We start from the raw sequence: 13,501 nt of genomic DNA on the forward strand, positions 1-13,501 counted from the left end.
GCGCCCTAGCTCATGCGGGTGGTTCCCTTGACGAACGCCCGCCGTCCCGCAACCATCCCCTCGCCAGTGGCGTGTCCCGTACTGCCGTGGTCACGAGGGGAGTTGGGATGGCGGGCGCCAAGATCGACCGGCTGGGCCCGGACGACCCGGCCTCACTCGGCCCGTACGAGCTGATCGGCAGGCTCGGCTCGGGCGGCATGGGCCGCGTCTACCTGGCCCGCGCGGGAGCCCAAATCGCCGCCGTCAAAACGCTGCTCACCCAGGGCGCGCCCGCCGAGACCGACCGGCGCCGCTTCGCCCGCGAGGTCGCCCTCGCCCAGCGGGTCGCCGCCGGTCACACGGCCCGCGTCCTGGACGCGGACCCGGGGGCCGAGCGGCCCTGGATGGCCACCGAGTACATCGCCGCGCCGCCGCTGTCCGAGCTGCGGAGCAGCGCCGGCGCGCCGCCCGCCTCCACGGTCCGCTGGATCGGCGCCGGGGTGGCGGCGGCGCTGGTCGCCCTGCACCGGGCGGGCATCGTGCACCGCGACATCAAGCCGCAGAACGTGCTGCTACCGCTGGACGGCCCGCGCGTCATCGACTTCGGCATCTCGCACGCCGCCGACCTGACCCGCACGTCCCTGACACTCGGCACCATCGCCTTCACCTCGCCCGAGCAGGCGCGCGGCGAGCCCTCCACTCAGGCCTCGGACGTGTACTCGCTCGGCGCCACCCTCTTCCACCTGGCGGTGGGCCGCCCCCCGTACGTGGACGACGGGGACACCCTGCGCCTGCTCGCCCGCGTCGCGCGCGGCGAGGTCGACCTGACCGGGCTGCCCAAGGAGCTGGGCGCGCTGATCCTGCCCTGCCTGGCCGCCGAGCCTCGCGAGCGGTCCCAACCGGCCGATGTCCTGGCCCAGTTCGTCCGGGGCCTGGCCGACCTGCCGGCCTCGCCCGGCAGTGACCGCTGGCTGCCGGCCCGCTGGTCCTCCCTCATCAAGGAGTACGAGTCCCAGGGCCGGGCCCTGCGCAGGGAGCCCGAAGCCTCTGCCATCGCCCCTCCGGCGCCGCCACCGCCACCGGCGCCGGAGCCTGAACCTGAACTTGAACCGACACGGGCGCCGCAACGGATGAAGGCCCACAGCGCCCCCGTTCCCGGCTCGCCCACGAAGACCGGGCAGCGCAGGCCGGTGGGGTACATCCTGCTGCTGGCCGCCCTGGTAGCGGCGCTGATCCAGTGGCACCCCTGGAGCCGCTACGACGGCACCCCGTCGTCGACGCCCTCGTCCCCGGCCGCGAGCACCACGCCCCCCACCGGTTACGACCTGGCCTTCCGGGCCATCAAGAAGGGGGACTGCCTCAGCACGTACGCGGACGGCAAGGGAGGCTGGACGGACCCGCTGCCGGTGACGGTCGGCTGCGACGCGGCGACGGGCTACCTCGGCGTGGCCGCGCTCTCCGGGGACAACAGCCTCCCCTGCCCCACCGGAACCGGCTACAACACCTGGTCGCACATGGGCGCGGACGGCCGCACCAGCACGCTCTGCCTCCGGCGCAACTACCGCAAGGGCGAGTGCTTCCCGGTCCAGCTGCGCACCGACGGCAAGGTGGCGGCGTACGACCTGTTCGCGCTCCGGGACTGCGGCGCCGCCACACTGCCGGACCCGTACAACCGGATCATGAAGATCACCGACTACCGAAAGGCGCCGGCCTCGTACACCGGGACCTTCTGCCCGACCGAGCCCGGCGTCACTTGGTACTACTGGACGGTCGAAGGCGGGCGGAACGTCGTGTGCGCGCTGCCGGTGAAGACCTGACCGGCAGCGGGCGGCTAGGGTCTGTCCGGTGGATCTGGTCGCCCGCAGTGTGGCTCAGCTCTTCAGTGCTGGCGTGCCAGGCCCGCGCGTCCCAGACAAGATCCGCCGGGCAGGCCCTAGATCACCAGGCTGAGCAGCGCCGCCACCGCGAAGCCCGCCACCGACAGGACCGACTCCAGGACCGTCCAGGACTTCAGGGTGTCCCGTTCCGTGATGCCGAAGTACTTGGCCACCATCCAGAAGCCGCCGTCGTTCACATGCGAGGCGAAGATCGAGCCCGCCGAGATCGCCATGATGATCAGGGCCAGATGGGCCTGGGAGTAGCCGGAGCCCTCCACCAGGGGGACCACGATGCCGGCCGTCGTCACGATCGCCACCGTGGCCGAGCCCTGGGCGACGCGCAGGACGACCGAGATCAGCCAGGCCAGGAGGATGACCGGGAGGCCTACGTTGTTGAAGGCGGTGGCCAGCGCGTCCGCGATGCCCGAGGCCTTCAGGACCGCGCCGAAGATGCCGCCCGCGCCGACCACCAGCAGGATGTTGCCGACCGGCTTGAGGGATGAAGTCGACACCTTTTCAAGGGACTTGCGGGACCAGCCGCGCCGGATGCCGAGCAGGTAGTAGGCGAGGACGAGGGCGTTGGTGAGGGCGACGAAGGGGTTGCCGAAGAACTCCAGGACCGAGCGCGGGGTGGAGGGGGCCAGGGCGATCGAGGAGAAGGTGGCGGCCAGGATCAGGATCAGCGGCGTACCGATGATGGCGAGGACCGCGCCCAGCGGCGCCGGGTCCTCGCGCGGGGTGACCCCGGCGGCCCGCTGTTCGGCGGCGACGGCGGCCTTCGCCTCCTCGGCGGCCTCCAGCATGTCCTGCGGGACCTCGACGAAGATGCGCTTGCCGATCCAGGCGGCGTAACCCCACGCGGCGAGGACGGACGGGATGCCGACCAGGGCGCCCATCAGGATGACCCAGCCGAGCGAGACGTGGAACAGGCCGGCCGCGGCCACCGGGCCCGGGTGCGGCGGCAGGAAGGCGTGGGTCATGGACAGGCCCGCGAGCAGCGGCATGCAGTACAGCAGGATCGACTTGCCGGACCTCTTGGCGGCCGCGTACACGATCGGCGCGAGGACGAAGATGCCGACGTCGAAGAAGACCGGGATACCGAAGATCAGGCCGGTCAGGCCCATCGCGAGCGGGGCGCGCCGTTCGCCGAAGAGGTTCAGGAGGCGGGTGCTCAACACCTCGGCTCCGCCGCTGACTTCGAGGATCGCGCCGAGCATCGTGCCGAGCCCGATGATGATCGCCACATGTCCGAGGATGCCGCCCATGCCGGACTCGACGACCGAGACGGCGGCGGACTTCTGGACCGTACCGAAGAGCTCGGTGACCGACAGGCCCGCGCCGAGGCCGACGGCTATGGAGACCGCGAGCAGGGCCACGAACGGCTGGAGCCTGACCTTGATGATCAGGAAGAGCAGGAGGGCGACGCCCAGGACGGCGACGGTCAGGAGACCGGCGGTGCCGCCGACGAGGGGCAGGATGCCGCCCGTGTGGACGGGCTTGGGTGGGGTGGCGGCCGCGACAGCTTGGAACAACATGTGCCAACTCCGTTGTACAGCAGGGGGGTTCCAGGGCAGGGGGGACCGCGGCACGGCACCCCGGCGGTCCGGGGCGCCGCACCGTGCGGCGGGTCGAGCGGTGGGGCTAAGGGCACTGCGGCAGGATTTCCTTCGAGGGGTCCGTTGGGATCACGCGTCCAGTACCGGGCGTCCCAGTACTACGCGTCCAGTACGGCGAGGGCGTCGATCTCGATGAGCAGGCCGGCCGGGAGCCCGACGTACACGGTCGTGCGGGCGGCGGCGGGGGCCTTGAGGCCCTGCTCCTCGAAGTAGGCGTTGTAGATCTCGTTCATCTCGGCGAAGTGGTCCACGTCCGTCAGGTAGACGCGCATCATCATCACGTCGTCCCAGCTCGCGCCGCCCTCCTCCAGGATCGCCTTGACGTTCGCGAAGGTCTGGAGGGTCTGCTCGCGCAGGGTGGGGCCGGCCGGGGTGGGTGCCTGGCCCTCGACGGCCGGCAGGAAGCCGACCTGGCCGGCGACCTGGAGGATGTTCCCCTTCCGCACGCCGTGCGAGAACTTGGCGGGCGGGGTGGTGTGCGTGGCGGGGGTGATGGCGGTCTTATCGGTCATCGGAACTTCCTTGTGCGGGTGGGGTGTCGGGGGCGGTCCCGGAGTACTCGCGGCTGATGTCCTCAGCGGTGCGGCGTACCTGGGGCAGCAGGGTGAGGAGTTCCTCGGCGGTGACGACGACGTTCGGCGCGGACACCGACATGGCGGCGACGACCCGGCCGTCCGCACCGCGGATGGGGGCCCCGATGCAGTTGATGGACTCCTCGTGGCCACCGAGGTCGGTGGCCCAGCCCTGTTCGCGCACGGCCGCGAGCTCCTTGAGGAAGGCGGCGGCGTTCGGCGTCGAACGGGACGTGTAGGTGGGGTAGTCGAGCTTCTCCGCGACGGCGCGGCGCTCGGCCTCCGGCAGGTCGGCGAGCAGCAGCTTGGCGACGGCGGCGACGGTGATCGCGACCGGCTTCCCGATCCGCGAGTACATCCGCACGGGATAGCGGCTCTCGACCTTGTCGATGTAGAGGACTTCGCCCTCCTCGAGCACGGCGAGGTGGACGGTGTGCCCGATCCGCTCGTTGAGCGCGACGAGGTGGGGGTGGGCGATCTCGCGTACGTCCAGGTTCTCGACGGCTTCCTGGGCGAGCGCGAAGAGGCGGGCGCCGAGCCGGTAGCGCTGGTCCTCCTGACGGTAGACGAGCCCGTGCTCGTGCAGGGTGCGCAGGAGCCGCAGCGCGGTGGACTTGTGCACCCCGAGCCGGTCGGCGACCTGCCCGAGGTCGGCGGGGCCCTGCGCGAGCAGCGGCAGGATGCTCAGCGCCCGGTCGACGGTCTGACTCATGGCGTACGTACCTCCTGGTCGTCCCCCGTCCACCCGGGGCCGAGACGAAGTCTCCCCCAGCCGGTGTCGTCGAGGGCCACGAGCCGGTCGGCGTGTGCCCGCGTCGGCGGCTGGGTGAGATCCCCGGGCACGGTGAGCACGGCAGCCGCCATGAGGTGCCCGTGCCGGATGCGGTCGCGTACGGGGAGGTTGCGGAGGGTGGCACTGAGGAACCCCGCGGCGAATGCGTCGCCTGCGCCTACGGGGGCGACTACGTCGACGGAGGGGGAGGGCTGGGTTGCGCATTCAGCGTCTCCGGCCGCGCGTTCAGCGAGCTGAGCGGCACGTGCAGCCCCTGGGGGTCCCGCCTGGACGAAGTCCTTGGGGGAGTTCGAGGAGTGGGGTCCGGGGCGGAGCCCCGTGCCCGTCGAGCCGCGCTCACCAATCCCCCGCAGGCCCGCGGCGGGGCCGCTGAGTGTCACAGCGGGAAGGGGCGGGGTGGAGAACTCCTCCTGGGCGAACACCGTCGCCCCGGCCGCACCCTGCTTGACGACCAGCACCCCCGGCTCGGGCAGCGCCGCCCGCACGGCCGCAGCTCCCCGCAGCCCCCACGCCTCCTGAGCCTCGTCCTCCCCCACGAAGACGACGTCCGCCCCCCGGGCCAGTTCGAGCAGTACGGCAGGCCCGGCCGCGTCCCGCCACAACCCCGGCCGGTAGTTGACGTCGAACGAGACGAGGGGGCGGCCGGGGCGGCGGGAGACGAGGTCGCGCATCAGGGCGAGGCAGTCGTCGGAGAGCGCGGCCGTGATGCCGGACAGGTGCAGGATCCGCCCGCCCCACAGGTCCCGGTACGGCACGGTCGCCGGCGACATCGCGGAGGCCGCGGAACCGGCGCGGTAGTAGAGCACCTCGTGACCGTCGGCCGCCCGGTCGTCGGCGGTGCGGAAGTAGATCCCGGTGGGCCGCACCGGGTCGCGGCGTACGGCACGCACATCGACCCCGTACGCGCCGATCGCCTCGACCAGATGGTCGCCGAAGCCGTCCGAGCCGACCCGGCTGACCCACTTCGCACGGTGCCCGGCCGCCGCGAGCGCGCAGGCCACATTGGACTCGGCACCGCCTATCGTCCGCTCGAACGCGGGAACATCGGCGAGGCGGCCCGGCCGGGCCGGAAGGAAGGTGACCATGGACTCGCCGAGGCAGACGACATCGACGGGAGTGTCGGCGTCGTCCGCGGCGGCTGGGGATCCGGTGGTCACTGCTGGCTCCTCGCTGATGGGCGGCCGAGGCCGGTCATTGACCCGGCGTTGGCCCGGATGTTAGACAGCATTGAGCGATATACGCAATGGGTGTTGCAGATGATGCAACGCCACCCAAGGAGGGTGAGGTTTCCGTGGCAGCCACCGATCGCGAAGACAGGCTTGCGGCGCTGGGCGCCGAACGCGTCGACCACCGCTTCAAGGGGCTGCCGCCGGACGCGGACGGGCTCACCGTCGCCCAGCTCGCCGCCCAGCGCCGCGACCTGTTCACCGGCGGCTTCAGCACTCCGGTCCTCACCCTGTCCGCGGAGTCCCTGGAGCACAACCTCGCCCTCCTGGAGACGTACGCGGAACGCCACGGCCTGGCCTTCGCACCGCACGGCAAGACCACGATGGCCCCGCAGCTCTTCGCCCGCCAGATCGAGCGCGGCGCCTGGGGGATCACCCTGGCCATGCCCCACCAGGTGCGTGTGGCAAGGGCGTTCGGGACCGAGCGGATCTTCCTCGCGAACGAGCTCGTGGACGCGCCCGCGCTGCGCTGGATCGCCGCGGAACTGTCGCGGGACCCCTCCTTCCGCTTCATCTGTTACGTCGACTCCGTACGCGGGGTCGAGCTGATGGACGAGGCGCTGCGGGGCTCCGCCCGGCCGGTGGACGTGGTGGTCGAGCTCGCCGCGGGCGACGGCGCGCGGACGGGGGTGCGTACGGAGGCGGAGTGCGCGGAGGTCGCCGACGCGGTGGGCCGCGTCGGGACGCTGCGGCTCGTCGGCGTCGCGGGGTACGAGGGCGAGGTGCCGCGGGCGGATCCCGCGCGGGTGCGGGCCTATCTGGAGCGGATCGTCTCGCTGGCGGTCGACTTCGACAAGGCGGGTCGGTTCTCGGGGCTCGGCCTCGATGAGATCGTGGTCAGCGCGGGGGGCTCGGCGTGGTTCGACTCGGTCGCGGAGACCTTCGCAGCCCTACCCGAACTCTCGCTCCCCGTACTGAAGTTGCTCCGTTCCGGGGCGTACGTCTCGCACGACTCGGGGCACTACCGGAAGCTGACCCCGTTCAACCGGGTGCCCTCGGAGGGCGCCCTCCAGCCGGCCTTCCGCCTCTGGGCCCAGGTCGTCTCGCGGCCCTCGCCGGAACAGGCGTTCGTGAACGCGGGGAAGCGGGATGCGGCGTACGACCTCGATCTGCCGGTGGCGGAGGTGGTGCGGGATGCGGTGACCGGGGTCGTCCGGCCCGCGTCGGGCATCTCGGTCACGGGGCTGTCCGATCAGCACGGGTGGCTGCGTACGGAGGAGGGGGTTCCGCTGTCCGTCGGGGACTGGGTGGGGATGGGGCTTTCGCATCCGTGCACGGTGTTCGACAAGTGGGAGCTGATTCCGGTGGTGGAGGGGGATGGGGCGGTGTCGGACTACATCCGCACGTACTTCTGACCCTGGGTCCGCCGGGGGTTTTGCCCACCTGCCCGCCCGTTGCTCAGGGTGGGATGGTTCGGCCCCTGGGGCTCCGCCCCAGACCCCCTGCGGGACCCCCACGACAGGCTGAAGATGCCGGTGCCGGCCAGGACCGACGCCGCTAGGGGCGCGGGGAACTGCGCGACCAGCCACCCACGGTCCGAGGCCGAAGGCGGCGTTCCGGGGCGCGGGGAACTGCGCGAGAAGCGACCACGGCCCGCACCTGACCGAATGTCTTGGGGGCGCGGGGAACTGTGCGAGCGGCCACGAACGGCCCGCAGGCTGTTGGCCACGCGCCGGGCCCGGCACCACCCACCGCCCGGCGTCCGCCCCACCCACCCCCGGAGGGTTCAGGGGAGGGGCGGGGTGGGGGAAACACCCGACTCACACGAGAGGCACGCATGGACCTCCAAATCCAGGACGCCCGCGTCATCGACGGCACCGGCACCCCCTCCCGCCCCGCCGACGTCGGCATCACAGACGGCCGGATCGTCGCGATCAGGAAACCCGGCGAACCCCCGCTCACCGCCCGCCGCACCCTCCGCGCCCACGGCCTCGCCCTCGCCCCCGGGTTCATCGACATGCACGCCCACTCCGACCTCGCCCTGCTCCGCGACCCGGACCACAGTGCGAAGGCCGCCCAGGGCGTCACCCTGGAAGTGCTCGGGCAGGACGGGCTCTCGTACGCGCCCGTCGACGACCGCACGCTCGGCGAGGTCCGCCGGGCCATCACCGGGTGGAACGGCGACGGCAGCGACATCGACTTCGACTGGCGCACCGTCGGCGAGTACCTCGACCGCCTCGACCGCGGCATCGCCGTCAACGCCGCCTACCTCGTCCCGCAGGGCACGGTCCGGATGTACGCCGTCGGCTGGGACGACCGGCCCGCCACCCCTCAACAGCTCGACCACATGCGTCAGTTGGTGGCCGCATCCATGGAAGAGGGCGCCGTCGGGATGTCCTCCGGGCTCACCTACACGCCCGGCATGTACGCCACCGACTCCGAGCTCACCGAGCTCTGCCGCGTCGTCGCCCGCTACGACGGCTACTACTGCCCCCACCACCGCTCCTACGGCGCCGGCGCCCTCGAAGCGTACGAGGAGATGATGCGGCTCACCCGGGACGCCGGGTGCTCCCTCCACCTCGCGCACGCCACCATGAACTTCGGCGTGAACAAGGGCCGGGCGCCCGAGCTGCTCGCCCTGCTCGACGACGCCCTTGCCTCCGGGGCGGACATCAGTCTCGACACCTACCCGTACACCCCCGGGTGCACCACTCTCGTTGCGATGCTGCCCAGTTGGGCCAGTGAGGGCGGGCCGGAGGCCATTCTCGGGCGGCTCCGCGACGACGCCACAGCCGAGCGCATCCGGCACCACATGGAGGTCGTCGGCGCGGACGGCTGCCACGGCGTGCCCATCGACTGGGGGACGATTGAGATCTCGGGTGTGAGCCACCCCGGCCTCGCCGAGTGCGTCGGGAAGACCGTCGCCGAGGCCGCCGCTCAGCAGGGAGAGGCTCCCTGGACCACCGCCCGGCGGCTGCTCGTCGACGACGGGCTCGGGTCCACGATCCTCCAGCACGTCGGCCACGAGGAGAACGTGCGGGCCATCATGCGGCACCCCGTGCACACCGGCGGCAGCGACGGCATCCTCCAGGGGGACAAGCCGCACCCCCGCGCCTACGGCACGTTCCCGCACTATCTCGGGCACTACGCACGGGAGTTGGGCGTCATGTCGATCGAGGAGACCGTCGCTCATCTCACCTCCCGGCCCGCCGCCCGGCTGCGGCTGCCCGACCGGGGCCTCGTCCGCGAGGGCTACCGCGCGGACCTCGTCCTGTTCGACCCGGACACGGTCGCGGCGGGCTCCACCTTCGAGTCCCCGCGCACGCTGCCCGTCGGCATCCCGTACGTCCTGATCGACGGGAAGTTCGTCATCGAGGACGGCAGGCGGACCGGTGTGCTGGCGGGCCGCTCGGTGCGGCGGACGCCCGGCGTGCGGTGAGCGTGCCGGTCGACAGTTCGCGCGCCGCCGTCAGATAGACCGTGCGCAGGGGGCCGTAGTCGGCCGAGTAGGCGAGCTGGGTGAGCGCGAGGGCCTGTAGGGCCTGCGCGCTGCGCCGGGCGGCCCGGGGGACGGCGGCCCCGACCACCTCGTCGAGGAGCTCGATCACCTTGTCGTAGTGGGGAGCCGGCGCGTCGTACTCGCGCTGCGCGGCGGCGAGCAGCCCCCGCCACCGCAGCCGCCCACGGGACCGGTCGGTCATGGCCACTGCCTCCTGATGCGCGCCGGGAAGGACCTACCGGACGCTAGGAACACCCCGGCCCACGGCACAACACCGCCCTGCCGCAGGTGGCTCAATCCGCCCCGCGGCTCCCTCACGCCCTCGGAGTGATCCGCACCGAGACCGTCCCCCCACTCCCCGAAGCGACGTGCAGCGTACGGGAGTTGGCGTTCCACACCCCCGCCGACCCGTCCCCCGCAACCACACCACCCCTGGGGAAGAACCGGGCGGGCAGGTACACCTCCGTGTCGCCGCGCACCCCTTCCGCCGGCCGCCAGCTCACCGACAGCGTGCGGCTCCGCTCGTCCCAGGCGTACGCGACCGGGTCGCCCGCGATCACCCTCGGTTCCGGGCGGTCCAGGACCGGGAGCAGCGCGGTGGGCTTCAGGTTCTGGTCCCAAGGAGCCCAGGATCCGGGGTCGTTGGACCAGTACGCCGTGCCCGCGCCCATGTCGTCGGCCATGGCCCGCACCTTGGCCACGTAGCGCAGTGCGCCGGGCAGGTTGGTGTCGAGACCGTACTCGCCGATCAGGACGGGGGCGCCGAGCCGCTCGGCGGTCTTCTCGGTCTGCTCGCGCCAGGAGGTGAGCGTGCGGTCCACCCACTTCCCGGCGTCCCCGGTGTAGCCGCCGCCGAGGTCCATGGGGAGGGGGTAGAGGTGGGGGGCGTACGCGATGCGGGCTTCCGGCCCGTCACCGCGCGGGTCGGCGAGGTACGGAAGTGCGCTCGGCAGGCCCCAGTTGGCGCTGACGGCCTCGGGTTCGACGAAGATCCAGGAGTCGTGGTCGACCTTGCGGATCGCGGCGATGGTCCGGCGGTAGAGGGCGGCGAGCGGGCCGGCCTCGAAGGCGGGTCCCTGGACGCTGCCGCCGAACGGCTCGTTCATCAGGTCGTACCCGAGGACGGCCGGGTCGTCGGCGAACCGTGCGGCGACGTGCGCCCAGGCGGCCGCGTAATGCGCGCGCAGATCCCGGCTCGCCGTGCGCGTCCCCCAGAAGTTGTCGAAGGCCCGCACTGTGCCCGGCTCGATGTACTTGAGCTCCCACTGGCCCTGCTCGGCGACCGGCAGCCCCTCGTTCTCGGTCGCCCATTCCGGCGCGCCGTTGCCCTTCACCTTCGGCCCGTACACGTCCTGGTGCAGGTCGAGCATCACGCGGTAGCCGCGTGTCCCGTACCAGCGCACCCGCTCGGCGACCTGCGCGAGATAGCCGTCGTCGTACTCCCCCGGCCTCGGCTCGACGTTCCGCCACTGGATCAGGAACCGTACGAAGCCGGAGCCGAGCGCGTCGGATTCGCGCTGTACGTCCGCCTCCTTGATCCAGGGGAGGCCGTCCGGCCGGGACTTGGCGCTGCTCGCGGTGTTGAGGCCGGTCAGGACGAGGGCGCGGCCCTGGTCGTCGGTGATCCAGCGGTGCCCGGTGGCGGTGTGCGCGGGACCCGCTTCGGCGGGACCGACCACCACGAGAAGAGCTGCGGCCACCGCCAGTGCCGCGCCCGCCGCCGTCCATCCGATCGCCCGTAGCCGCATGGCCGGACTCTAAGGGCTCGACATCGCACCCCAACACCCCTGTTCACAGCGATAATTGAGCTTTGTTCAGCATCTTCTCTTCATTCCCTCCGTGCCCTAAGGTCCGCCCATGCGTCAGCTCATGCTTCTGCGGATTCGGCTGCCCGGAACCGAGCCGGCGGTGGCCGCCGTCGCCGGGGTCTGCCTGCTGCTCGCCCTGCTCCTGGGCCTGACCCCGGTCCTGACCGCGCTCGCCGCGCACGAGGGAATGACCCTGGTCCCGAGCGCACTCGGCGCCCCGTTCGCCCTGCCCTCGCTGCGCGCGGTCCCCCTGGGGAGCACGGGCTGGCCCCACCTCCTCTGCGAGGACTTCGCGGCGGCGGTCCTGGTGACGGCTGCGGCCCTGCGCATGCGCCGCCACCTGCGCCGACGCCCCGAGGCTCCCCGCCTCCGCCGCCTCCTGGCAGGCTGGACCGCCCTGATCGCGGCCGGGGGCGCGTCGGGGGCGTGGCGCGGTCTGGTCGCGGCCCGCATGGTGGACGCGGGGCCGGCGGGGTGGCTGGCGTACGGGGTGGCCGGGGCGGCGTTCGGCGCCGCGTGGGGCGCGGCCCTCGGCTGGCTGACGGCTTTGGCGGCGCTGGCGGGCCGGGAGCGAGCGGTCCGAGCCGCGCGCGACTGATCGCGCAGTTCCCCGCGCCCCCAAAGCCCTCGGCCGGGTGCGGGCCGTAATCGCCTCTCGCGCAGTTCCCCGCGCCCCTAAAGGCAGAGTGCCGCAGCGGGGAGGGGCGGGGTGGGGAAGATCTCACCCTCGACGGCCCGCACCCGCATTCCAAGCTCCACGCACCCCCACAACCCCCATTCCTCCGGCCCGCCCAACCCCACCGCATTGCGATGAAAGCCGACACCAGGCCGCCCAGCACCCGGCCGCCCCAAATCACGAGGCACCCCGCGAAACACGCCCGTAAGGTGGCCGTCATGCAGGTCATCCAGTCGACGAAGCTCGCCAATGTCTGTTACGAGATCCGGGGCCCGGTGCTCGAAGAGGCCATGCGCCTCGAAGCGGCGGGCCACCGCATCCTCAAGCTGAACACCGGCAACCCGGCGGCGTTCGGCTTCGAGTGCCCGCCCGAGATCCTGGAGGACATCCTCCGCAATCTCGCGGGCGCGCACGGCTACGGCGACGCGAAGGGCCTGCTGTCCGCGCGCCGCGCGGTGATGCAGCACTACCAGACCAAGGGCATCGAGCTGGGTGTCGAGGACGTCTACCTCGGCAACGGAGTCTCCGAGCTCATCCAGATGTCGATGCAGGCGCTGCTCGACGACGGCGACGAGGTGCTCGTCCCCTCGCCGGACTACCCGCTGTGGACCGCCTCGGTCTCGCTCGCCGGCGGCACCGCCGTGCACTACCGCTGCGACGAGCAGGCCGACTGGATGCCGGACCTCGCCGACATCGAGCGCAAGGTCACCGACCGGACCAAGGCCATCGTCATCATCAACCCGAACAATCCGACGGGTGCGGTGTACGACGAAGAGATGCTGCGCGGGCTCACCGAGATCGCCCGCCGCCACAACCTGGTCGTCTGCTCGGACGAGATCTACGACCGCATCCTGTTCGACGGGGCCACCCACACCCCGACCGCGGTGATCGCCCCGGACCTGATGGTCCTCACGTTCAACGGGCTCTCGAAGAACTACCGGGTGGCCGGCTACCGCTCCGGCTGGCTGGCGGTGTGCGGGCCGAAGGCCCACGCGTCCTCGTACATCGAGGGCCTGACCATCCTCGCGAACATGCGCCTGTGCGCGAACATGCCGTCCCAGCACGCGGTGGCCACCGCGCTCGGCGGCCGGCAGTCGATCGAGCAGCTGGTGCTGCCGGGCGGCCGGCTCCTGGAGCAGCGGGACACGGCGTACGAGCTGCTCACGCAGATCCCCGGCGTCACCTGTGTGAAGCCGAAGGGCGCGCTCTACCTCTTCCCCCGTCTCGACCCGAAGGTCTACAAGATCAAGGATGACCGGCAGATGGTGCTCGACCTGCTGCGGGCCGAGAAGATCATGGTCGTGCACGGGACCGGGTTCAACTGGCACGAGCCCGACCACTTCCGGATCGTGACGCTGCCGTCCGCGAAGGACCTGGCGGACGCGGTGACGCGGATCGGCAAGTTCCTTGAGGGCTACAGCCAGGTATAGCCCTCAAGTTCCCGGAGGGCTCCGGGCAGGCACGACCCCCGGACCCCCGCCTTCAACTGGGCCCGACTCAACTTTAGACAGAATC

General features: G+C 71.9%; 11 protein-coding genes. 5 read left to right on the forward strand and 6 right to left on the reverse strand.

What is annotated here, in order from left to right; translation table 11 throughout:
* Positions 1–107 precede the first annotated feature (107 nt).
* A complete protein-coding gene (locus IE206_RS32740) occupies positions 108–1,796 on the forward strand; it encodes a serine/threonine-protein kinase (RefSeq protein WP_189968608.1) in 1,689 nt (562 codons plus the stop codon).
* 116 nt (positions 1,797–1,912) lie between these two features.
* On the opposite strand, the gene IE206_RS32745 is transcribed toward IE206_RS32740, so the two are convergent.
* The 4 genes from IE206_RS32745 to IE206_RS32760 all read right to left on the reverse strand — a co-directional run bounded on the left by IE206_RS32745 (position 1,913) and on the right by IE206_RS32760 (position 5,922).
* The gene (locus IE206_RS32745) at positions 1,913–3,391 is read right to left on the reverse strand and encodes a GntP family permease (RefSeq protein ID WP_189968609.1); all 1,479 of its coding nucleotides are present in this window, start codon (positions 3,389–3,391) and stop codon (positions 1,913–1,915) included.
* 179 nt (positions 3,392–3,570) lie between these two features.
* Positions 3,571–3,984 (reverse strand): RidA family protein, encoded by a 414-nt coding sequence (locus tag IE206_RS32750; RefSeq protein ID WP_100574838.1) that lies wholly within the window; start codon positions 3,982–3,984, stop codon positions 3,571–3,573.
* The gene (locus IE206_RS32755) at positions 3,974–4,756 is read right to left on the reverse strand and encodes an IclR family transcriptional regulator (protein ID WP_189968611.1); all 783 of its coding nucleotides are present in this window, start codon (positions 4,754–4,756) and stop codon (positions 3,974–3,976) included. The genes IE206_RS32750 and IE206_RS32755 overlap by 11 nt, the downstream gene beginning before the upstream one ends.
* The gene (locus IE206_RS32760) at positions 4,753–5,922 is read right to left on the reverse strand and encodes a sugar kinase (RefSeq protein WP_189968685.1); all 1,170 of its coding nucleotides are present in this window, start codon (positions 5,920–5,922) and stop codon (positions 4,753–4,755) included. Before IE206_RS32760 ends, IE206_RS32755 begins: the two co-directional genes overlap by 4 nt.
* 158 nt (positions 5,923–6,080) lie before the next feature.
* Between IE206_RS32760 and IE206_RS32765 the strand changes: the two genes are divergently transcribed.
* Both IE206_RS32765 and IE206_RS32770 read left to right on the forward strand, forming a co-directional pair.
* A complete protein-coding gene (locus tag IE206_RS32765; RefSeq protein WP_189968613.1) occupies positions 6,081–7,418 on the forward strand; it encodes an amino acid deaminase in 1,338 nt (445 codons plus the stop codon).
* A 422-nt stretch (positions 7,419–7,840) separates the two neighbouring features.
* Positions 7,841–9,442, forward strand: coding sequence for an N-acyl-D-amino-acid deacylase family protein (locus IE206_RS32770; RefSeq protein WP_189968615.1), 1,602 nt, complete (start codon positions 7,841–7,843; stop codon positions 9,440–9,442).
* On the opposite strand, the gene IE206_RS32775 is transcribed toward IE206_RS32770, so the two are convergent.
* Both IE206_RS32775 and IE206_RS32780 read right to left on the reverse strand, forming a co-directional pair.
* Positions 9,372–9,704, reverse strand: a complete 333-nt coding sequence (locus IE206_RS32775; RefSeq protein ID WP_189968617.1) for an alkyl sulfatase dimerization domain-containing protein — start codon at positions 9,702–9,704, stop codon at positions 9,372–9,374. The genes IE206_RS32770 and IE206_RS32775 overlap by 71 nt on opposite strands.
* 112 nt (positions 9,705–9,816) lie before the next feature.
* A complete protein-coding gene (locus IE206_RS32780; RefSeq protein ID WP_189968619.1) occupies positions 9,817–11,250 on the reverse strand; it encodes a cellulase family glycosylhydrolase in 1,434 nt (477 codons plus the stop codon).
* Positions 11,251–11,359: 109 nt separating this feature from the next.
* On the opposite strand from IE206_RS32780, the gene IE206_RS32785 reads away from it, so the two are divergent.
* On the forward strand, positions 11,360–11,908 hold the full coding sequence (locus IE206_RS32785) for a hypothetical protein (protein ID WP_189968621.1): 549 nt from the start codon (positions 11,360–11,362) through the stop codon (positions 11,906–11,908).
* Positions 11,909–12,204: 296 nt separating this feature from the next.
* Positions 12,205–13,416 (forward strand): pyridoxal phosphate-dependent aminotransferase, encoded by a 1,212-nt coding sequence (locus IE206_RS32790; RefSeq protein ID WP_189968624.1) that lies wholly within the window; start codon positions 12,205–12,207, stop codon positions 13,414–13,416.
* Positions 13,417–13,501: the final 85 nt, after the last annotated feature.

Origin of the sequence: Streptomyces violascens, assembly GCF_014649955.1 — a bacterium.
GTDB classification, from domain to species: Bacteria; Actinomycetota; Actinomycetes; order Streptomycetales; family Streptomycetaceae; genus Streptomyces; species Streptomyces violascens.